We start from the raw sequence: 21,560 nt of genomic DNA on the forward strand, positions 1-21,560 counted from the left end.
TACGTAGCGCAACTCTCTGCCAAAGCTGCCCGTCTATACGCAACAATCTGCTTTGCTGCATGGTGATTGCGGTGCGTGCAGCCGAGTTCCGACGCCTATGATGGTCTCCATGAGCAGAGTAGCCGTATGGCCAATCCATGAGGACAAACGACATGACCCAGTTTCGCCCCAAGTACATCACCTTCGATTGCTACGGCACGCTGACCAACTTCCAGATGGCCGAGGCGGCACAGACGCTCTATGGCGACCGACTGGATGCACAGCAGATGACGCAGTTCATCAAGAACTTTGCCGCCTATCGGCTGGACGAAATTATGGGAGACTGGAAGCCTTACAATGAGGTTGTCCATAACGCTGTGGAACGCGCCTGCCGCAAGAATGGTGTGACCTTCAAGGACGACGACGGCCGCTTCGTTTACGAACAGGTGCCGAGCTGGGGTCCGCATGCGGATGTGCCTGCCGGGCTTGCAAAGGTCGCCAAGGAAATTCCGCTGGTCATACTATCGAACGCCATGAATGACCAGATCATGCACAATGTGGAGAAGCTGGGCGCACCCTTTCACAAGGTCTATACCGCGCAGCAGGCCAATGCCTACAAGCCGCGTTTCCAGGCGTTCGAATATATGTTCGACATGCTGGGCTGCAATCCGGAAGACATTCTCCACGTCTCCTCATCGTTCCGCTACGATCTGATGTCGGCGCATGATCTCGGCATCAAGAACAAGGTCTGGGTTAACAGAGGCCATGAACCAGCCAATCCCTATTACGGCTATACCGAAATCAAGGATATCTCGGGGTTGCCGGGCGTCGTTGGGCTTTAACGTATTTCAGAGAGGGTAATGAGGACGATGCAGTTCAAATCCTACTGGCACGACACGGCTCCAATTTTTACCCCTGCGGGAACGGGACAGGTCGAAGGCACATTCGATGTCGCCATTATCGGCGGCGGCTTTACAGGTCTATCCGCTGCCCGCAGCCTGGCGAAGGGCGGCGCGAAAGTGGTAGTGCTGGAGGCTCAGCATGTTGGCTTTGGCGGCTCCGGCCGCAATGGCGGGCATCTCAACAACGGCATCGCCCACAGCTTCGTCTCTGCAAAGGAACATTTGGGGATAGAGCGTGCCAGCGCGCTCTATCGCGCCTACGACGCGTCAGTGGATACCATCGAGGCAATTGTCGCTGAAGAAGGTATCGATTGCAGCTTCAGGCGGGCCGGCAAGTTGAAACTGGCGTCGAAGCCCGCCCATATGGATGCGATTGCGAAGAATTTCGAGGTTGTCAACCGAGAGATCGACCCCGATACCGAGCTTCTTTCGAAGGCCGATCTGAAAAATGAGATCGGTTCGAATAATTTCCATGGTGCGATGCTCTCGAAGAAAAGTGGCATGATGCATATGGGATGTTTCGTGCATGGCATCGCGCAAGCCTGCGTGCGCCACGGCGTGACCATTTTCGAAAAGGCACCCGTCACGGATCGTAGCGAACAGGGCGGCATCCATCGGCTGACCACACCGCGCGGCACTATCGAGGCGCGCAACGTCATCGTTGCCACCAACGCCTATACCGCGGGGCCATTCGATTATTTCAAGCGCCGCATTATCCCCGTCGGCAGCTTCATCGTGGCGACACGACCGCTGAGCGACGCCGAAGTCGCCTCTGTGATGCCGGGAAACCGCACTTGCGTGACCTCTATGAATATCGGCAACTATTTCCGGCTATCACCGGATAACCGTTTGATCTTCGGTGGAAGAGCACGATTTTCTGCGACGTCCGATGCGCGTTCAGATGCGAAAAGCGGTGAAATTCTCAGGAGTGGCCTTGCGGAGATGTTCCCGCAGCTTCGTGGCGTCGATATCGACTATTGCTGGGGCGGACTGGTCGGTATGACCAGCGACCGCTTCCCGCGCGCGGGCGAAGTCGAAGGCCTGAACTTCGCCATGGGCTATTCCGGCCACGGCGCGCAGATGTCCATTCATATGGGGACGCTTCTCGCAGACAAACTGCTTGGTAAGCCAGACCGCAACCCGCTGAAGGGATTGGATTGGAACGCAGTGCCTGGCTATTCCGGCAAACCGTGGTTCCTCCCTGTGGTCGGCTTCTACTACAAGATGCTCGACAAGTTTCAGTGAAAGTGAAAGGCCCGCAACGAGCAGGTTGTGGGCCTCTTCGTTTCAGTTCAGGCCACCAATATGGAACGCTTTGGTTTCAAGATATTCCTCAATCCCGCACTGCGCGCCCTCACGGCCTAGGCCGGATTGCTTGACGCCGCCGAAGGGGGCGACTTCCATGGAAACCGAACCCGTGTTGAGCCCCACCATCCCGAATTCCAGTGCTTCCGCCACGCGCCACGAACGCTTCAGGCTTTCCGTGTAGAAATAGGCAGCAAGGCCAAACGGCGTACCGTTGGCGATGGCGAGCGCCTCTTCTTCTGTCTCGAAGCGGAACAGCGGTGCGACAGGCCCAAAGGTTTCTTCTCCCGCCAGCAGCATGTCAGTCGTGGCACCGCCCAGCACGATAGGAGCGGTGAACTGATTGCCTTCTGGCAATTTGGGTGGAGTCGAAAGGATTTCCGCACCCTTGGAAAGTGCGTCCTCGATGTGCCGTTTGATCTTGTCGATGGCCGCGGCGTTGATCATCGGGCCGATATCGATATTCGATTCCGTACCTCGGCCAACCTTCATGGCAGACACCCGCGCCGAGAGCTTAGTCGCGAAGGCATCATAAACATTGCCCTGCACCAGAATGCGATTGGAGCAGACGCAAGTCTGGCCGCCGTTGCGGAATTTTGACGCGATAGCACCTTCAACGGCGAGATCCAGATCAGCATCGTCAAACACGATGAAGGGCGCGTTGCCGCCAAGCTCAAGGCTCAGGCGCTTGATACTGTCAGCCGCACCGCGCATCAGAAGCGATCCGACACGGGTGGAGCCGGTAAAGGAAATCTTGCGGACAGTTTCGTTCGACAGCAACTCGTTGCCGATCTCTGTTGGCATGCCGGTAACGATGTTGATGACGCCTGCGGGAATACCGGCCCGTTGCGCTAGAACACCCAATGCCAGGGCTGAATAGGGGGTGAACTCGGACGGTTTGATGACAACAGTGCATCCGGCGGCAAGGGCCGGTGCGACCTTGCGGGTGATCATCGCATTGGGAAAATTCCACGGCGTAATGATGCCACAAACACCAACCGCTTCTTTCATCACCACAATGCGCCGGTCTGTGGTGGGCGAGGGAATAGTGTGGCCGTTGATGCGCCGGGCCTCCTCGGCAAACCATTTGACAAAGGACGCGCCATAGCGGATTTCGCCTTTGCCTTCGGTCAGAGGTTTCCCCTGTTCCATCGTCAAGAGAAGCCCGAGATCGTCCTCTTGCTCGATCATCAGCGCGTACCATTTTTCCAGAAGCGCTGCGCGGTCGGCATGGGTTCTGGCTTTCCATGGCGCAAAGGCTTTTGCGGCGGCATCGATGGCTGCACGGGTTTCATCGCCGCCCATGTCCGGTACGCTACCCAGCGCTTTTTGCGTGGCGGGGTCTATCACCTCAACCGTTTTGCCGGATGCCGCATCCAGCCATTGACCTCCGATGAGGCCCTGCTGCCGAAACAAATCCTGATCTTTCAGAAAACTCATGCCGTATCCTCCGTTTTAAACCAGCGCTGCCAGCACGGCGGCTGTGATGGTGTCCGTTTTGTCTCTACCGGGTACCGTACCGATGCCCTTGACGGTTGCGGCTTCGATTGCCGAGATAATATCGGCGGCGGCTTGGCTCTCTCCGAGATGATCGAGCATCATTGCACCGGACCAGATGGCGGCGATGGGATTGCCAATGCCGAGATGCGCAATGTCGGGAGCCGAGCCATGCACTGGCTCGAACATCGAGGGGGCTGATCGATCCGGGTTGATATTGGCCGATGCCGCAAAGCCAAGCCCGCCCTGAATGGCGGCACCGAGATCTGTCAGAATATCGCCGAACAGATTGGAAGCGACGACGACATCCAGCGATTCCGGTGCCATCACCATGCGTGCCGCCATGGCGTCGATATGATAGTTCGTCACCTCCACGTCGGGATATTCGGCAGCGATTTTCGCGGTCATCTCGTCCCAGAACACCATAGAATATTTCTGGGCATTGGACTTGGTGACAGACGCCAGTTTTTTACGACGGAAGCGTGCCTGCTCGAAGCCGAAACGCAGAATGCGCTCCACGCCCGCGCGGGTAAAGATCGAGGTTTCGACAGCCACTTCATCCGGTGTGCCAACATGGACGCGGCCACCGGCACCGGAATATTCCCCTTCGGTGTTTTCACGGATGCAAAGGATGTCGAAGTCTTCTTTCCTCAGGGGACCCTCGACACCCGGCAGCAGACGGTGGGGGCGGATATTGGCATATTGCACGAAGGCTTTACGGATCGGCAGCAGCAGGCCGTGCAGAGAAACGGAATCCGGCACCTCGGCTGGCCAACCCACGGCACCCAATAGTATGGCATCGAAACCACGCAGGGTTTCTATTCCATCCGCTGGCATCATCGCGCCCGTTTCCTTAAAGAAGGCACAGGACCACGGAAGCGTCTTTCCCGTCAGCGTGAACGTTCCGCTCTTCTTGGCGGCTGCCTGCAAAACAGCCCAGGCGGCGTCGGTCACGGCTGTGCCGATGCCGTCACCGGGAATGAGTGCGATGGAATGATTTTTCATGTGCATTATCCGCCTTAGAGATCGATGAGAACGCTTTTGGACTTCCGGTTCGCCATATAGGCCTCACGCCCCAAATCCTTGCCGATGCCGGAGCTTTTGTAGCCGCCGGTCGGCAGAATATGGTCGCGAGAGCGGCCATAACGATTGACCCAAATCGTACCCGCCTGCAACCGTCTGGTCACTCGAATGGCCCGCGAAAGATCACGCGTGAAAACGCCTGCTGCTAGGCCGTAGGTGGGATGGTCGGCCAAGGCGAGAGCCTCGTCCTCATCTTCGAATGTCTGCAGCGTCAGCACAGGACCGAAGATTTCCTCGGTCACGGCAGGAGAATCCTGCCTGACGTTGCCAAGCAGTGTTGGGGCGTAAAAGTAACCGTCGCGATCCATAATCTGCCCGCCAGTCAGGCACTCCGCGCCTGCACCGATAGCCGCACGGACGATCGCGTCGATGCGTTCGATCTGCTTTTGCGAAATGATCGGGCTGTACTGGGTTTTCTCATCCCATGTCGGACCGGTCTCGACGCGGCGCATGATGATGGTAATTGCATCAATCAGCTCCTCTGCAATCTCCTTGGCAACGATCAGCCGTGAGCCTGCCACACAGGCTTGTCCGGCATTGGAGATAATGCTCTGAGCAATTGCTTTAGCCGACCTGTCGATATCGGCGTCGGCAAAGACCATTTGCGGGCTCTTGCCGCCAAGCTCCAACGTCATCGGTTTGACGCCGGTGCGCGCGACATTCTGCATGATGGCGGCGCCGGCAGCGGTGGAGCCGGTAAAGCTGACCTTGGAAATATCCATGTGGCCGGTAATAGCATTGCCCGTGACCATGCCGTCGCCCAAGACGATGTTGATGAGACCGGCAGGAATACCGGCCTCAACCGAAAGCTCGGCAATCCGCAATGTCGAAAACGGCGTCATCTCGGATGGCTTCAGCACCACGGCATTGCCCGCGGCAAGTGCCGGGCCAATCTTCCAACCTGCCATCGACAGCGGAAAATTCCACGGGGTGATGGCACCGACGACACCGAAAGGCTCGGTCATGATCATGCCGAGGCTGGTGTCTGACGTGGGCACCAAATCGCTGCATTCCTTGTCTGCAAACTCAGCGAAGAAACGGATTTGTTCGGCGGTCACAGCGATATCGCCTGCCACCAGATGCCCGACGGGTCGGGTGGATGACACGGCCTCCAACTTCGCCAAATACTCGGCATCATGCTCGATGAGATCAGCCCAGCGATGCATGGCGCGTGTGCGGTCGCGCGGTCGCACGCCACCCCAGTTGCTGCTTTTGAGCGTAGCGTTGGCCGTCTGAACCGCTTGATCCACCAGATCGGCGCTGGCCACAGGGCAGTCCCCAAATGCAACGCCGTCCGAGGGGCGTCGCATGGCAATGCCCTCGCCGGCATCCACCCTTTCACCACCGATGAAATGATAATGCGGAAGCGAAATCGTATCTGGATCGAAACTGAGCGTCATTGCCTAGTCGTCCCTTATGCCGGGTCGGTTACGGTCACATAAATCTTGCGAACCGTCTCGATGGTGCGCCAGATGCCGACAAAGCCGGGCTTCATCATGAAGCTGTCTCCGGCGCGATAGGTAACGGTGTCGCCGTCTTTTTCTTCGAGCTCGATGACGCCGGAAATGATGTGGCAGAACTCGTAGGTCGTGCCTTTGATGGAATGCGTTTCGCCGGGCGTTGCTTCCCAAATGCCTGTATGAACAGTGCCATCGCGGCAATCATCCAGAGCCCAGGTTTTGAAGGACGGATTACCGGAGATGAGCCGTTCAGGTGTAGGCAACGCTTCTTTCGGCGTGGTCTTTGGGTTGGCGTCGATACGTGTTATGAGCGACATGGAAAGTCCTTTCTGGAATGGTCAATAGCCGCGGCTGCGGTCGATCAGGCCGATTGGGTCGAGGCCGTTTGTGTGGCGGCGGATATTGTCGATGACGGCCATCGCTGCCGTCTCCGGCTGGGTCACGGAGGCGATGTGCGGGGTGATGATGACGCCGGGATGCTGCCACAGTGGATGGTCTGATGGCAGTGGCTCTGGGTCGGTCACATCAAGCACCGCACCTGACAAATGACCGCTGCCGAGAGCTTCGATCAACGCCAGTTGATCGAGCTGCGGACCACGACCAGCGTGGACCAGTGCTGCGCCGGATGGCAGTTTCGAAAAGAGGTTGGCGTTCAGAAACCCGCGCGTCTCCGGCGTCAGCGGCAGCAGACAAATGAGGATGTCGGTTGTTGCTAGAAAGCCGTCAAGCTGATCTGCCCCGTGATGGCATGTAACACCATCGATTGCGTGGGCGCTGCGGCTCCAGCCGGACAGGGGGAAACCGAAAGGCTTCAGTCGCTCCAGAGCCGCTTTGCCAAGATGACCGAGGCCCAACACGCCGACACGCCGCTCATGCGCCTGCTTTACGGGCTGTGCTTTCCACTCGGCTCTCGACTGTTGCGCCAGATAGTCGGGCAAGCGACGGTGGAGTGCAAGAACGCCAAGCGTCACGTATTCCTGCATCATTCTGATAATGCCGTCTTCCACCATGCGCACCAGTTTGACGTGGGTGGGCAAGACAGATGTATCGAACTGGTCGATACCGGCACCGATGGAAAACAGGATTTCAAGATTTGTATAGCGTGCAAAATCGGCGGGGGCCGTCCATGTGATGAAATAATGCACGCTTTCAGGATCGACAGAAGCCGCATCGGACGCAAATGGCACGTCTGGTAATTCTTGCGCAAAAAGCTCAGCAAAGATTTTCGCCCGCGCTGCGTCGGAATTGAACAGAAATGTCATGCGCCAGCCCTCGTCTTCGGTCATTTGAAGTTGGCGTATTTCACACGGCAGGATGCACTGAAGCGACAGTGGATCGCAGCACATCTGACCGATTTGCGGGCTCAAGCGCTCAAGCGCGCTCCAAGGTTTAAAAGCATGCTGCAACATCCGGACAGTTCGTCACGGGTGATGAACTCGTTTGCCTTGTGGGCGCGTGCGATATCGCCGGGACCGCAGATAATGCTGTCGATACCAGCCGCCTGATACAGCCCGGCTTCCGTGCCGTAACTCACCGCAGCCAGCGGCTCGATACCGGTCAGGTCACGCATGAGGGCGGTGAGCGGAGCATTGACTGCCAGCGATAGCGCTGGATATTCGCTCAACATCTCGAATGTCGTCTCGAAGCCATGCGTGTGCAGCGCCTCGGCTGCGTCACGCAGTGGCTCCAGCAGCCTTACGGGCGAAACGCCTAAAATCGCCCTTGCCTCGATGTCCACGACGCAAAGGTCGGGAATGATGTTGACTGCCTGTCCGCCACTGATCTTGCCGACCTGAAGCGATGAGTAAGGCGGTTCGAAACCGCTGTCGAATGGGCCATGGGTCAGTGCGTTGGCTGCATTCACGGCACTGGCCAGGATTTCTCTCATGGCATGGATGGCGTTCAAACCCTGATCCGGCCGCGACGAATGGCCGGATCGTCCCCGGATGGTGATCCGTGCAGCGGCTTTCCCTTTATGGGCCCGAATGGCGCGCAGGCCACTCGGCTCGCCAACGATGCACATATCTGGGAGAGCACATAGCGTGGGAATGAGCTTAATGAGGTGCGGCACACCCTTGCAACCGGCTTCCTCATCATAGGAAAAAGCCAGATGTATGGGCCGCTTCAATGGCATTTGGGCATAGGCGGGAAGAGCGGCAAGCGCGCATGCCAGAAAGCCTTTCATGTCGCTGGTGCCGCGCCCATAAAGCCTGTCACCGTCGGCGCGCAAGGTGAAGGGGTCGCTCGACCATTCCGTTTCGCCAGCCGGAACGACATCTATATGGCCGGAGAGAATGACACCCGGCACGTCCCGCGGGCCGATGGTGGCGAACAGGTTATAGCGGTCGCCTTCCGGCCCCAAGGCGATCGTCACCTGTGCGCCTTGGCTTCGAGCGTAGTCGGCAATCCACTGCACGATATCCGCATTGGGCTGCACCACCACTGAAGGAAACGACACCAGTCGTTCAAGTATGTCGAATTCCGTCATCCCAGCCTCATGTTCTTTTCAGATAAAATAGAGCCTTTGCGACCCGGAAGCCGCTGAAATCCTCCCTGTTTTAGTGGATACTGCTGAAAGACTGGCAAATTCGGCTGAAATATTTGGTGACGATGCCGTAATTCTGGAAAACGGAATTATAACATGCAGGAACGCTCCTGGCGCACGGAGCCTGTACAAGGGGGCGCGGTGGATCATCACGACACCATACAGCTTGAAGCTTTTGAACTGACGCTTGAGGATATCGCGGTTGCCGATATTGAAAAGCTGCATGCTCTGTCTGTCGGCGTTGGCTGGCCTCACCGCCCCAAGGACTGGCAGATGCTTCTCGAAAACGGCAACGGCGTCGTTGCTGTCGATTCTATTGGGCGGCTTGCAGGATCGGCCATGTGGTTTGATTTCGGACAAAGCTTTTCCACGATCGGTATGGTCATCACGCCGCCGCGGCTTCAGGCAAGAGGAGCCGGAAGTTGGATGATGCTGCATGTTATGCAGCAGGCCGGCAAACGGCAGTTCGGACTGAACGCCACCCGTGCCGCCAAACGGCTTTACCAGTCCATGGGTTTTACGATCGAAAAGACGGTGTTTCAGTGTCAGGGAGAGGCAACGCCCATCGCTACCCCTCGACTTCCAGGCGGCACTAACCTGCGCGCGCTGGCTTCAGGCGATGTCGATGCAATCCTAACGCTTGATGAGAAAGCCTTCGGTGCCAGTCGCAAGACGCTGTTTAAGTCATTGCTGCCGGTTTCCAAAGGCGTCGTGCTGATGCGAGAGCAACGCATCGCGGCTTTCTCTCTCTGTCGTCGTTTCGGGCGCGGCGCATTGATCGGCCCGGTCGTCGCCTTCAACGAGGCTGATGCCATCGCCGTCACGCATCCGCATGTGGTGGATCATGCGGGCCAGTTCCTACGGCTTGATACGCGAGAGGAAAGCGGCGCATTTCCGCAATATCTCGCGCGATCCGGTGTAGCCGTTTTCGATACGGTTACCACCATGTCGCTTGGCGGGTCTTGGATGCGCGATAGCGGCGGCCAGCAGGGTTTGCATCCGACGACCTGGGCCCTTGCTAGCCAGGCGTTTGGTTGAGTAAAACTCGACGCTGTTAAAAAGTGACAAGCTCGCACTCCGCTGACAACGCGGGGACGATCGGGGAGAGTGCTGCGTGACTGAAGACTTATAACAAACTTGAAACCGCTCATTAAAATTGCTTGTCGATAAGCACGCAATCCTCAGAAACATATAAATATATGACGACTGACTTGATCCGCTTTTGCGGACCCTAAACCTTCACTTTTCACAACCTTGCCGATTTTTGCACATTTTGGTTATGTTGCCCTCTATAACTCTTTTACCGGCTCTCATTGATCAATGACATTGCGCCGGATTGGAGAAAGCCGATGGAGCTGAAAATGGCTCGAAGACTTTCTGAGTTTAGCGCGGTTCATGAACTTTACCCAAGCTGCTCATGATAGAAACATCACCCAGTCCGCACTGAGCCGTCGCATTCGGCAGTTGGAACAATGGGTAGGCATTCCTTTGATCGATCGCACCACCCCGTCACTTTGACTTGAATTGAAAGGAAAGCGGAATGCCGAAGCTAACGAATTTTGCCAAGGAATTTGAGATCTAATGGTACGTCTCGCGCCGACGAGCGGGCGGACTCAGCATGAGATCGCATGGTGCGTTGGATCGGTCGTGGCCGTAATCAGGCGATGGACGCTCCTGCGGCGTGGGTGACCGGCTGCATCGTAAACTGGCAATCAGTGCTCTTCGAAAGAGCGATTGTCATGCGTCGTCCAAAGCCTTACCCGATCCATCACTCCGATTGCAGCAATCAATATTGTTCAATTGACTATCATGCGCTGCAGAGCAGCAAAAAATGAGCCTTCCTAGGCTTCTCGATCTTTGCGTTAGTTCAAAGTGAAACGCCTTCTAAGCCAGCTCGAAACAGATTTGCTGCGTACCTTCCCAGAGCGTCTTGTTGCCCAGAACGGACAAATTTTCGAGGTTGGAGCTGATTGTAATGAAGTGATTGCCTGCGAGCTGGCCCATTTTGGAGGAGAAATAGACACCGCCGTAAGCGAGCAGGATTTCTGTTTCGCTGATGCCGCCGGGGTACAGGATGATGTGGCCGGGTGCGGGATGACTGGTGTGGTTCTCGTAACCAACACCGAAATTATAGTCGCCTAGAGGAATCCATACGCCTTCACCAGACCAGCGTACGTGGACGATCTGACCTTCGAAGGGCAAACGTTCGATGAAAGCCTTGCAGGTTTGCGGTGCTTTTTCCGTTTCCAACACAGCGTCGAACACGAACGGGCCAGCGGTGATTTTCAGTTTCATGAATTCAGATCTCCAGATTGATTAAATCGATTTCGCGCCTTTGGTGCGAGCTGAACGGTAGGTGCCATCGCCTTTTTTTCCGACAAGTTGGCCGTCACTCACCATCACACGGCCGCCGAGGATGACTGTGGTTGGCCAGCCGGTAATTTCGATGCCTTCATAGGGCGAATAATCGGCACCATCGTGTAGATCGGCATGGCGTATCGTGCGATTGACCGTCGGGTCCCAGATAGCGATGTCGGCATCACCGCCAATCGCGATCGTGCCTTTTTCCGGGTAGAGACCGTAGGTCTTGGCATGATTAGTGGCAGACAGCGCTACGAAGCGCGGCAAATCAATGCGACCCTTCATGACGCCTTCCGAAAAAAGGATTGGCAGACGTGTTTCGACACCGGGGATGCCGTTTGGAATGTGTCGGAAGCTTTCAAGCCCTTTTGGGCTGCGCTTGCCGCGTTCGTCGTCATAACGGAACGGGCAGTGATCTGACGAGAAGAGCTCGAAAATACCGGTTTCGACACCTCTCCAGCATTCTTCCTGAGCAACCGTGTCGCGGGGTGGTGGCGAGCAGACGAATTTTGCGCCCTCCCAATCCATGCCATCAAGATCATCAGCCGTCAGCACCAGATATTGTGGGCAGGTTTCGCCGACCACCTTGATGCCGCGAGCCCGGGCGCGGGCTATTTCCTCCATCGCTTCGCCGTTGGAGACATGCACGATGACGACGGGCACATCGACGATTTCGGCCAGTGTGAGAGCACGGTGCGTCGCTTCGCGTTCAACCGCCACCGGTCGCGTAGATGCATGAGCTCGCGGCGCAACATCGCCTGCCGCTTCATGCCTGGCAATGAGAAAGCGGATCGCGTCCTCGTTTTCGCAGTGAACCATGACAGTGGCACCGGTGGAGCGGGCAACATCGAGCGTCTTCAGGATTTCGGCATCATTGAGCCGGAGACCCTCATACGTCATGAACACCTTGAAAGACGAATATCCGTCCGCAGCCAGGGCCGGCAGTTCCTGCCCGAGGAGAGAATCCGTCGGATCGGAAACGATAAGATGGAAGCTGACATCGGTGTAGCAGTTGCCTTCCGCAAGCTCGTGATAGGCGTTCAGCGCCTCGCGCATCGACCTGTCCTTCTCCTGCAGGCAAAATGGCATGATCGTGGTATTGCCGCCGAAGAGTGCAGAACGGGTGCCGCTTTCGAAATCGTCGGCCATGACGATGCCGTCACCGGAGGGTTGGGAGATGTGGACGTGGCTGTCTATGCCACCCGGCAGAACATATTTTCCGCAGGCGTCGACGATCTGGGTAGCACCTGACTGTGCGTCACCTATGAGGTCTTCGCCGATCTGCACGATTTTGCCGCCAACGATGCCTATGTCGGCTTTAAAGACGTCAGACGCTGTGGCGATCGTACCGCCCGTGATGATGAGGTCGAATTGGGTCATCTCAAACTCTCAATGATGAAGGATTTTGCTGAGGAAGGCTTCAGTGCGAGGATTGTGGCGATTGCCAAAGAATTCCTCCGTCGGTCGATCCTCAACGATTTCGCCTTGGTCGATGAAAATCATCCTGGTCGCAACGCGACGGGCAAAACCCATTTCATGGGTGACAACCATCATCGTCATGCCTTCACGGGCAAGGGCGGTCATCACATCCAGCACTTCCGAGATCATTTCAGGGTCGAGCGCCGAGGTTGGCTCGTCGAACAGCATAGCTTTCGGGTTCATGGCAAGCGCCCGGGCAATCGCGACGCGTTGCTGCTGTCCTCCGGACAATTGACCGGGATATTTATGGGCGTGCCCTGTCATTCCGACCCTGTCCAGAAGATCCATTGAACGTCTTTTGGCAATGCTTTCGCTGCGGTGAAGAACGATGCGTTGCGCAATCATGATGTTGGCTTCAATCGTCAGATGCGCGAAAAGCTCGAAATTCTGAAATACCATGCCGACACGCGAACGCAGGTCTGGCAGGTCGGTGGCCGGATCATTGACCTCGATGCCATCGACACGGATCGATCCCTCCTGGATTGGCTCCAGCGCATTGACGCATTTGATCAGCGTGGACTTTCCAGAGCCGGACGGTCCACAAACAACCACGACTTCACCCTTGGAAACGTGGGTCGAGCAATTTTTGAGGACGGGGAAATTGCCATAATATTTGGTGATGCCGGTGATCTCGATCATGATCGCCCCTCTTGAAAACGGTTGATGGAAAAGGCGGATAAATCCCGCCCGGGATCACGACCAAGCACAAGGTCAGCCGTCAGTTGGCCGATGAGAGGGCCGAGGGTATAGCCATTGGATGTGACGGCGTTGAAGAAGCCTGGCATACCGGGATGCTCTCCCAGAATAGGCGCGCCATCGATGTTGATGTTCATCGCAGCCCAGCTACGGATGACGTGCAGTTTGCGCAGGCCCGGCACAACATGTTGCGCAACCCAAAGGTTGCCTTCCAGACTGGAAAACAGTGGGCGCGGATGACTGTGAACGGGATCCAGACCGGCCGTCCAGCCGCCGCCGATCAGGAAATTGCCGTTTGCGGCCTGTTTCAGCGTCAAGTGACGGTCGGCATGGGCAACGAGATGCGAGATTGCTGGTGCTGCAGCTTCGGTCACCACCATTTGTAGCGGTGCACCGAACACTGGCACATCCAGGCCGAGCATGGCGCCGACACGCGAGGCGAAAGCGCCTGCCGCATTGACAATCCGTCCCGCCCGCAAAGGGCCTCGCGAGGTCTCGATTACGAACACCGATCCGTCACGGCGGATCGACAGCACTTCGGTGCGGTCAAATACGCTAGCACCCGTAGCCACAGCGCCATTATGAATGTGCCGCGTCGCGACAAGCGGATTGATCTTACCTTCCAACGGACAATAGGAAGCGCCGATCATCAAATGCGACAGAGCAGGCTCCAGCTTTTGAAGGTCATCACGGCCGATGACATGGCATTCGATACCGCTTTCTCGTTCGACCCGCGTCTTTTCTTCAAGAAAGCGCATATGAGCTTCGGTCTCCGCAACCATAAGGCCACCGGTGATCTTCATCTCGAAATCGCGACCAAGCTTCCTTTCCAGCGTCTGCCAAAGCGTGATGGAATCTCGCTGTAAAGCAAGCGTTCGCGCCGCTGGCCCACCGCCACCTTCTGCGCGGGCTCCATGATCGAACGATAGCAGTTGTGCATGCAAGCTGCCGGCGTTGCCGCCCGATGCCAGTCCGCCGGGAAAACCACGCTCCAGCACAACGACATCTTCGCCCGCCTTCGCCAGAAACAATGCACATGAAAGTCCAGCAATCCCAGCACCTATGACTACGGTGGACGCCTCTTTCAACGGTAACGGTTCGGAATGAGGCAGCGGTGAACGCTCGGGCAGAAGTGCTCTTTTGTGCCCTCCCCACTCGGGTTTCTCAACCGCAAGCGCCGCGAGTGGCACTGGCCGGAGTGGTATCTGAGGAGCAAGAAGCCCATTGGTCTCGCTCATCGGTCGGCCGGTCAGCGCCGTCAGGGTGCGGCCGCAATAGCGGCTCTGGCAGCGCCCCATACCGGCGCGCGTCAAACGTTTCAGCGTTGCAATGTCTGGTGGACCTTGGCGAGCGACATTCCTGAGCGCGCCCATTGCCACGCTTTCGCAACGACAGGCAAGAGCCGCATCTGAAGGCTCCAACCGCGTCGTGGCAGGAGCAAACAACCGCCAAAGTGCGGCCTGAAAGGTCTTTGCACGCGCAAGCTTTTTGTGCGTCGTGGTGTCGGGCATGGACTTCAGCCCAAGCTTGGCTGCAATCGCCAGACCGGTAAGCCTGCCTTCGGCCATTGCTAAGTGGGCACCACCGAAACGCACAGCTTCGCCGACGATATGGATGTGAGGCACCGAACTCTCGCCATTCTCTGCGCAATCCGCCCTGAGCGTGCCAATTTCCGAAACACTATGGGTGCAACCGAGCAACCGCGACAACTCGTTAGACGAGGCAAAATTACCACCAAGCAGAACGGTATCGACTGCAATGGTCGTCTCGCCCCCCGGGGTAGAGAGCGTAACAGTCTCTACCCGGCCATTGCCGCTGATATCCAAGATTTGCGCGTTCCAAGCGAGCCTGACGCCAGCCCGTTCCAGCCTAGAAATTTCCTTCATGCCTTTGAGGGCAAGCACCGCATCATGGCGCAAAACGGTCAATGCTTCGAGCGGGCGACTCCATGGCGCGCTTGCCTGCTCCGCCAGACAGACGACGTCACCGCCCGCCTTGGCGATTTCGCTTGCAACTTGAAAATTGAGGGGGCCGTTCCCGGCAACCAGAATGCGTCGACCGGGAAGTGTGCCATAGCTGCGCAGCAAAGTTTGTGCTGCACCTGCAGTCATGACACCCGGCAGCGTCCAGCCCGCAATGGCGGACGGTCGTTCGAAGGCACCCGTAGCGATTACCAGCATAGCGGGTCGGCAGTAGAAAGCACCGTCGGCACCTAGACAGGAAATGACCGGCTTGCGGTCCTCACCATGCGCGGCACCCCAAACGGTCACGCGTGAAAGGATGGTCACGCCGAGCGAACGCGCTCTTTCTATAAGTTTGGCACCATCTGCTGCCTGGCGGTCACCCTGCAGGGCCAGACGTGCGGACGCCGTGTTGGGCTGCTTGAAGAACTGGCCACCGGATGTGTGACGCTCGTCCACCACCGTTACGGAAGCACCTGCTTCTGCCGCTGCGACTGCTGCAGCCAGACCACCGGGACCCGCGCCAATAACGAGCAGATCCATTTCCAACTCGGCAAGGTTTGCTGGGACTGGCATGAGGTCGGCAAGGTCGTTGGAGGCGATATCGGGACGTGCCTGCTGGCGATCGATACGCATGCCGTCCTGCACGGGCGTCATACAGGCTCGCTGGCTGGTGCGGTTATCGACTGTCACGAGGCAATCGTGGCAGACACCCATACCGCAAAACAGGCCGCGCCTTGCTCCAGCGGCATCAGTGGAAAAGTCGGGGCGACCCAGCCCCGTGAGCGCGGCGGCCACAGACAAGCCCGGATCGACGCAATGCGCAACGCCGTCAATATGGACGGTCAGTCTGGCATCCTGCATGATCGATCCGGGCATATCTCTTTCTCCGGTTCAGTTCTGGTGAAAGCGCAGGCCGAAACGCTCGACCAGTTCCTTCATCGCGGCATCCTGCTCTACCGGCAACGGCAGACGCGGCGGCAGCGGCGATCCAGCGGCAAATCCCATATGGTTCAGCAGCGCCTTGGAACCGGCAACATAAGCCTGACCGCCAACCGCCTGGATGATCGGCAGCCACTCGAGATAAAGCGCACGCGCTTCGTCGTATTTCTTCTCATCTGCTGCGAGCGTGAAGATGCGCGACATCGCCGCTGGTGCCACGTTGGATGCGACGGCCACCCATCCTTGTGCCCCCATGACGAAAGACTCAAAACCGAGAATGCCGCCGAAGGGCGTCATGTTGTCTCCAGCCAGACGAACGATATCGCGAATGCGGGTGACTTCAAGCGTCGATTCCTTGACGTAGTCGCAGCCGTCGATTTCGGCGATACGCGCCAGAAGCTCCGGCTTCATATCCACATTGGAAGTTGCCGGATTGTTATAGACCATGATCGGAATGGAAATCGAACCGGCTATGGAACGGTAATGGGTTACCAGTTCACCGTCGGTTGGCGTGGAGTAAAAAGGCGGGATGACCATTACGCCATCCGCTCCCATCGCTTCGGCTTTAAGGCTCAAGCGAACGGCTTCGCGGGTATCTTCTGCGCCGGTTCCGATCAGCACAGGAACCCGTCGGGCTGCGGTTTCAATGACCGTGCGGGCAACATCATCCCAATCCTTTTCGGAAAGCGACAGGAATTCACCTGTCGAACCAAGCGGGATGAGCCCGTGCACGCCTTCACGAATCTGCCAATCGGTAAAGGCTGCCAGCGCTGGCAAGTTCACCTTGCCGTCTGCATCGATGGGAGTGATCATCACGGTGAAGACACCACGAAATGTCTTTAGCATGCAATATGTCCTTTATTGAGTATCAGCGTTTTTCAGTATGCTGCATGGGTGCCGTGGACTGACCGAAGCGCCTTTCGATGCGCCGTTGTACGAAGTCCCAGACCGTCGTCAGGAGAAGGTAGTAGATGGCAGCAACCGCGAAGAGTTCGAGCACCATGAACTTTTCCTGGATCAGCACCTGAGTGCGACGCAACAATTCTTCCATGGAAATGACTGACGTCACCGAGGTCGTCTTGAGCAGACCATTCACCGAGTTGCCAAGTGGTGGAATGATGACCTTGAAAGCCTGCGGCATGACGATGTAACGCATAATCTGGCGCTCAGTCATGCCAAGGGCCTTTGCAGCACGTGCTTGCCCTTCCGGCACGGCCTCGATCCCGGAGCGGATGATCTCCGCCAGATACGCCGCTTCATTCAGTGCGAGGCCGATCAATGCCGCCTCGACAACAGAAAACTTGATGCCGAGCTGCGGTAGTGCCGTGTAGATGACAATCAACTGCACAAGCAGCGGCGTACCCCGGAACAGCCAGATATAAAACCAGCCCATGCATCTCATCAGCCTCAGCTTAGATCGGCGCATCAGCGCCACGATAAAACCGAGTAGCAGGCCGAACACGAGGGAGACGCAAGTCAGCCATATCGTGTTGACAACACCTCCAAGGATAAACGGATTGACGAGATAGTCGAAGAAGCCTGACCAGTTCCAGAACGACATGGTGGGACCTTTATTGTAATTGTGATGCCGGCCGAAACCGGCATCCGTCAGAGTGGTGAACCGTTCAAATCAGCGATTGGGACCCTTTACCGAATAATCGCCAGCGATCATCGGCAGGCCATAACTATCGAAAAGCTTGCCGAGTGAACCATCTGCCTTCATGTCTTTGAGGACTGCGGAAACGGCGTCCGCAAGTGGCGCGCTCTTGAACGCGACGGCAACAGGTGCCGGATAGAGTCCGCTGACGGCGCGGCGGAAATCGCCACGGCTATCGTATTCCTTCGCTACGCCATCAATTGAAACGACGCCTTCGACTTGGCCAGCGCGAAGCGCCTGGAATGCAAGTGCGAAATTATCGAAAGTCTGAATAACCAGGCCCTTTTTACCGGCAGCCTTGAGTTCGGCATCAAGGGCACGGGTCTTGGTTTCTTCGAAACCGCCTAGTTCAACGCCGATACGCAGACCATCAAGGCCGTCCTTGTCCTTGACGACGGAATTGCTGGTTGCGACTGAAACGCTGATCGCCTGATCCTCGTAAGGGATCATCTGCATGATGGCTGCTCGTTCTTTGGTGAAGAAGATGCCTGTGTTGATCATATCCCATCGGCCAGCCTGAAGGCCGGGAATCATCGCTGAAAATTCGATCCGGACATATTCCGGTTTGAGGCAAAGGCGCTTGGCGATTTCCGTGCCAAGCTCAACACGCATGCCCTTCAGTTCACCGGTGGAATCCACAAACTGCAATGGCGGCAAAGTAGGGTTGGTCGACATGGTCAGCGTCCCGGGCTTAACCAGCTCGGAATCAGCAATCTTGGGCGTGCAGTCCTGCGCGAACGCAGATGCTGCAACGGACATCAACAAGACGGATGCAATCGTTATTGTGCGGAATGACATGGGAACCCTCTGGTTTTTCGATCTTCTTGCGGACCTGACCAACGATGCTTGCGATCTTCGCATTCATTTGGTATACCATTTTCATACACAATCATTTGCCACATGCAACATCTTTCCGCAGAGGCCGCGAAAAATTGAAATGTCTGAAGAATGAGATTTGCTGGCGTGGATCAGTAGGTCGAAAGCACGTTTTGACGCACCCGATCAAGATGCAGCGTCATCGCGGTACGGGCCGCATCCGCATCGCGGTCCATGAGCGCGCGCAAGATGCCTCGATGGTCGGCGAGACCCGGTTTGCGCTGAGCGAGCTTGCGCTGACGCTCGAAAATCGTGGTGTAGCGACGCATCTGCAAAATCGTGTCCGCCATGAAGGGATTGCCGCTGGCGTCAGCAATTCCCTGATGCAAGACGTCATCGAATTTCCATACGAACTCGGCGTCAGGATCGGGATCCGCCTCAATCACCTCAAGCATGGCAAAGAGTTCAGCAACGGTCTCCACCGCTATTCCTCTGCATGCCTGCGCCGCTGCGCTTGGCTCCACGAGCATACGCATGGCGACGCTATTGAGATAATCTCCAAGAGTGACAATTCGCACGGTCAGAACGCCTTTGGCGTTACGGACGAGAAGTCCTTGGCCCTCAAGACGACCCAGTGCATCACGCATAGGCGAACGCGAAACGCCCAGCCGAGCCGCAAGCCGCCGTTCCTGCACCACCGCACCGCCGGCCAGTTGTGCCGAAAGAATTTCCTCAAGCAGCGCCCGGTAGGTTTCATCGGCAAGGCTTCTTTCGGCCAAGACGTTAAGTTCCATCCCGTTGACTCCGCTGTGTTTAACAATGTCGCTCGGTATGGACCATGGCTGAAAACAAGAAAAGCCTTTCTGGTGATATTGCCCGAGAATAGAGCTAAGACAGCTGGGGAGACCGATGCACCTTGACACAAACAGACATTAATTCCGCCATTGGCAAGACGCACAAGGAAGCGGGCCACAAGCTCGCGGCACTCGCCTATAACGCCGTCTCGGACATGATCCGACACCGCCGCCTCGGTGGCGGACATGTGATCATCGAAGCACAGCTTGCCGAAATGCTTGGTGTGTCACGCACGCCCTTGCGTGAAGCGTTACAGCGGCTTGAGGGCGAAGGCCTCGTCCACAAGGGCGAAGGGCGCAACTACGTGGTGAGAAACGTCGATATCGGTGAATATATCCAGAGCCTTAAACTGCGTCTTCTGATCGAGCCCGAGGCGGCTGTTCAGGCCATGCCCAGCATTCCCGGCCGTAAGCTCATAGAAGTCCGCCGCGAGATTGACGAACTGATGGACGCTACCGCCTATCACACCGATGCACACTGGTTTTCCGACGATCACCTGCACAATCTTATAATCGACCACTGCGGCAACGAGGTCATGGCCAGCGTCTTACGCAATTTGCGCGCCACGACACGGCTGTTCGAGATCGGCCAGCTAAAAGACCGCCTGAAGCCGGACTCGACTGAACATCTTGTTATAATCGATGCCCTGCAGCGCAAAGATTCGGACGCGGCCTTTAATGCGACGAAAGCGCATATTGAGAGCCTGATTGTTTTTGCCCGGATGCACCTCATCATCAATGAGTAAGCTGTCCTTTGAAACATTCTCGATACCGGCTTTCATCTATTGGCAAATACCAGCCTCGCGCTTGCAAACTGCTCAATCCCACGCTTTTCAAAGCCAAACCCATTAAATCAGGAATGACAGAAAATGCTGACAATTAATCGACTTAGCATTGATGATGCACGTGTGCTGATAGACGGCGCTCGCACCAAAGCGCAGGAGATCGGCGTTCCGATGTGCATCGCCATCACCGATGAATCTGGGCAACTCATCTCATTTGAAAGGATGGACGGCGGCAAGATAACAAGTACGATTATTGCACAGGACAAAGCCTACACGGCAGCTGGCGCAAAACGAACCACAGAAAGCTATGGCGTCGCCAGCCAGCCTGGCAGCCCTGCATTTGGCATCAATTCGGCGATTGGTGGACGCCTCATGGTGGTGGGCGGCGGTCTACCCGTAATCATCGACGGTGAGGTTGTAGGCGGCATAGGCCTAAGCTCCGGAACGCCGTCGCAGGATACCCAATGCGCCCAGGCGGGCATTGAACACTTCCTGTTGAGCGTGTCCCGCTAACCGATTGATCTCTGGCTTGGATGATATGGAAATCGTGGGACTTCTGCTCGGACCAGACTCAGACGAAATCTTTCGCGATAAAATGATAAAACCTGAATCAATAGATCAAGCGTTGCGATCGAACCGCGCTCGATAAGCTGGGTAGGTAGAATGGCATGGTGGGCAGGACATTTTTCGCCATGTAATCTCTCGATCAACATATGCGCTGCGGCCTCCCCCGGTTCATTTACCGGCTGTCGAATGACTCTAACCGGGGGTGACGTTACGGCAGACCAGGCCGCATCGTGAAATGTAAGAAGAGTCAGGGCAGCGGGTGTTTCTACGCTTAATTCACGCGCAACCTTGGAGATTTCAAGGGCAATCAGACTATCGGATGCTATGATGGCGCTTGGCTGGATATTGCCCGTGAGCAGTTCGATCGTTAGGTGGCGTCCAGGTCTGTTTGCACCAGGCCGAACCCATTGATTAAGATTTTAGATCCCTGCCTTCTCACCAACAGACAGAAACCCTTCAATGCGCTCGCGTACGGAGGCCGTCCGATTGTCTGCGGCGCGGTGATAAAGCTGGGTAGCCGTATCGCACGCCGTTACGTAGGCAATATGTTAGGGCCCCGTTCGATAAGCAGCCGACGGCTTCGGACGAGGATCGGTCGTCCGCCGTCACCCTATCGACGTCGAGTGCGGCAATGGCGCAGTCGAGAAGGACCAAAGGTCTCTCGGCACGAC

21 protein-coding genes and 1 pseudogene are annotated in these 21,560 nt (G+C 56.7%); 7 read left to right on the forward strand and 15 right to left on the reverse strand.

Annotated elements, in window-relative coordinates:
• Window positions 1-152 precede the first annotated feature (152 nt).
• Window positions 153-821 (forward strand): haloacid dehalogenase type II, encoded by a 669-nt coding sequence (locus CPJ18_RS16095; protein WP_103659372.1) that lies wholly within the window; start codon window positions 153-155, stop codon window positions 819-821.
• A 27-nt stretch (window positions 822-848) separates the two neighbouring features.
• Entirely contained in the window at window positions 849-2,126 is a 1,278-nt protein-coding gene (locus CPJ18_RS16100) for an NAD(P)/FAD-dependent oxidoreductase (protein WP_103659373.1), read from the forward strand.
• Between the two features lie 42 nt (window positions 2,127-2,168).
• Here CPJ18_RS16100 and CPJ18_RS16105 read toward each other — a convergent pair whose 3' ends face one another.
• From CPJ18_RS16105 to argE, 6 genes are all read right to left on the reverse strand, one after another.
• On the reverse strand, window positions 2,169-3,626 hold the full coding sequence (locus tag CPJ18_RS16105; RefSeq protein ID WP_103659374.1) for an NAD-dependent succinate-semialdehyde dehydrogenase: 1,458 nt from the start codon (window positions 3,624-3,626) through the stop codon (window positions 2,169-2,171).
• A 15-nt stretch (window positions 3,627-3,641) separates the two neighbouring features.
• On the reverse strand, window positions 3,642-4,688 hold the full coding sequence (locus CPJ18_RS16110; protein WP_103659684.1) for a tartrate dehydrogenase: 1,047 nt from the start codon (window positions 4,686-4,688) through the stop codon (window positions 3,642-3,644).
• A 14-nt stretch (window positions 4,689-4,702) separates the two neighbouring features.
• Entirely contained in the window at window positions 4,703-6,166 is a 1,464-nt protein-coding gene (locus CPJ18_RS16115) for an aldehyde dehydrogenase family protein (protein WP_103659375.1), read from the reverse strand.
• A 14-nt stretch (window positions 6,167-6,180) separates the two neighbouring features.
• Entirely contained in the window at window positions 6,181-6,543 is a 363-nt protein-coding gene (locus CPJ18_RS16120; RefSeq protein WP_103659376.1) for a cupin domain-containing protein, read from the reverse strand.
• Window positions 6,544-6,564: 21 nt separating this feature from the next.
• On the reverse strand, window positions 6,565-7,488 hold the full coding sequence (locus tag CPJ18_RS16125; protein WP_103659685.1) for a 2-hydroxyacid dehydrogenase: 924 nt from the start codon (window positions 7,486-7,488) through the stop codon (window positions 6,565-6,567).
• A 101-nt stretch (window positions 7,489-7,589) separates the two neighbouring features.
• Window positions 7,590-8,714 (reverse strand): acetylornithine deacetylase, encoded by a 1,125-nt coding sequence (gene argE / locus CPJ18_RS16130; protein ID WP_103659377.1) that lies wholly within the window; start codon window positions 8,712-8,714, stop codon window positions 7,590-7,592.
• 153 nt (window positions 8,715-8,867) lie between these two features.
• Here argE and CPJ18_RS16135 point away from each other — a divergent pair, with 153 nt between their 5' ends.
• From CPJ18_RS16135 to CPJ18_RS27635, 3 genes and pseudogenes are all read left to right on the forward strand, one after another.
• Entirely contained in the window at window positions 8,868-9,809 is a 942-nt protein-coding gene (locus tag CPJ18_RS16135) for a GNAT family N-acetyltransferase (protein WP_103659378.1), read from the forward strand.
• Window positions 9,810-10,130: 321 nt separating this feature from the next.
• Window positions 10,131-10,277: pseudogene (locus CPJ18_RS16140) on the forward strand (helix-turn-helix domain-containing protein); the annotation flags it as partial.
• Between the two features lie 122 nt (window positions 10,278-10,399).
• Window positions 10,400-10,606, forward strand: coding sequence for a hypothetical protein (locus CPJ18_RS27635; protein ID WP_146258693.1), 207 nt, complete (start codon window positions 10,400-10,402; stop codon window positions 10,604-10,606).
• 49 nt (window positions 10,607-10,655) lie between these two features.
• Here CPJ18_RS27635 and CPJ18_RS16145 read toward each other — a convergent pair whose 3' ends face one another.
• The 8 genes from CPJ18_RS16145 to CPJ18_RS16180 all read right to left on the reverse strand — a co-directional run bounded on the left by CPJ18_RS16145 (window position 10,656) and on the right by CPJ18_RS16180 (window position 19,477).
• Complete coding sequence (locus CPJ18_RS16145; protein WP_103659380.1) at window positions 10,656-11,066, reverse strand: DUF3830 family protein; 411 nt, start codon at window positions 11,064-11,066, stop codon at window positions 10,656-10,658.
• 21 nt (window positions 11,067-11,087) lie between these two features.
• The gene (gene hydA / locus CPJ18_RS16150) at window positions 11,088-12,512 is read right to left on the reverse strand and encodes a dihydropyrimidinase (RefSeq protein ID WP_103585721.1); all 1,425 of its coding nucleotides are present in this window, start codon (window positions 12,510-12,512) and stop codon (window positions 11,088-11,090) included.
• Window positions 12,513-12,521: 9 nt separating this feature from the next.
• Window positions 12,522-13,250 carry an amino acid ABC transporter ATP-binding protein gene (locus CPJ18_RS16155; RefSeq protein ID WP_103659381.1) on the reverse strand — a complete coding sequence of 243 codons (729 nt, stop codon included), beginning with the start codon at window positions 13,248-13,250 and terminating at the stop codon, window positions 12,522-12,524.
• A complete protein-coding gene (locus CPJ18_RS16160; protein WP_103659382.1) occupies window positions 13,247-16,147 on the reverse strand; it encodes an FAD-dependent oxidoreductase in 2,901 nt (966 codons plus the stop codon). The genes CPJ18_RS16155 and CPJ18_RS16160 overlap by 4 nt, the downstream gene beginning before the upstream one ends.
• Before the next feature lie 15 nt (window positions 16,148-16,162).
• Complete coding sequence (locus CPJ18_RS16165) at window positions 16,163-17,056, reverse strand: dihydrodipicolinate synthase family protein (protein WP_103585736.1); 894 nt, start codon at window positions 17,054-17,056, stop codon at window positions 16,163-16,165.
• A 22-nt stretch (window positions 17,057-17,078) separates the two neighbouring features.
• The gene (locus CPJ18_RS16170) at window positions 17,079-17,771 is read right to left on the reverse strand and encodes an amino acid ABC transporter permease (RefSeq protein WP_103585737.1); all 693 of its coding nucleotides are present in this window, start codon (window positions 17,769-17,771) and stop codon (window positions 17,079-17,081) included.
• A 69-nt stretch (window positions 17,772-17,840) separates the two neighbouring features.
• Window positions 17,841-18,665 (reverse strand): ABC transporter substrate-binding protein, encoded by an 825-nt coding sequence (locus CPJ18_RS16175; RefSeq protein ID WP_103585739.1) that lies wholly within the window; start codon window positions 18,663-18,665, stop codon window positions 17,841-17,843.
• Between the two features lie 170 nt (window positions 18,666-18,835).
• A complete protein-coding gene (locus CPJ18_RS16180; RefSeq protein WP_103585740.1) occupies window positions 18,836-19,477 on the reverse strand; it encodes a GntR family transcriptional regulator in 642 nt (213 codons plus the stop codon).
• A 122-nt stretch (window positions 19,478-19,599) separates the two neighbouring features.
• On the opposite strand from CPJ18_RS16180, the gene CPJ18_RS16185 reads away from it, so the two are divergent.
• Together CPJ18_RS16185 and CPJ18_RS16190 are read left to right on the forward strand one after the other, a co-directional pair.
• Window positions 19,600-20,283, forward strand: a complete 684-nt coding sequence (locus CPJ18_RS16185; protein ID WP_244910302.1) for a GntR family transcriptional regulator — start codon at window positions 19,600-19,602, stop codon at window positions 20,281-20,283.
• Window positions 20,284-20,406: 123 nt separating this feature from the next.
• Complete coding sequence (locus CPJ18_RS16190) at window positions 20,407-20,835, forward strand: GlcG/HbpS family heme-binding protein (protein WP_103659383.1); 429 nt, start codon at window positions 20,407-20,409, stop codon at window positions 20,833-20,835.
• Here the strand turns inward: CPJ18_RS16190 and CPJ18_RS27640 are convergent.
• Complete coding sequence (locus CPJ18_RS27640; protein ID WP_103659384.1) at window positions 20,832-21,254, reverse strand: substrate-binding domain-containing protein; 423 nt, start codon at window positions 21,252-21,254, stop codon at window positions 20,832-20,834. The genes CPJ18_RS16190 and CPJ18_RS27640 overlap by 4 nt on opposite strands.
• Window positions 21,255-21,560: the final 306 nt, after the last annotated feature.

The sequence above is a fragment of the Agrobacterium rosae genome, assembly GCF_002915175.1.
Lineage (GTDB): Bacteria > Pseudomonadota > Alphaproteobacteria > Rhizobiales > Rhizobiaceae > Agrobacterium > Agrobacterium rosae.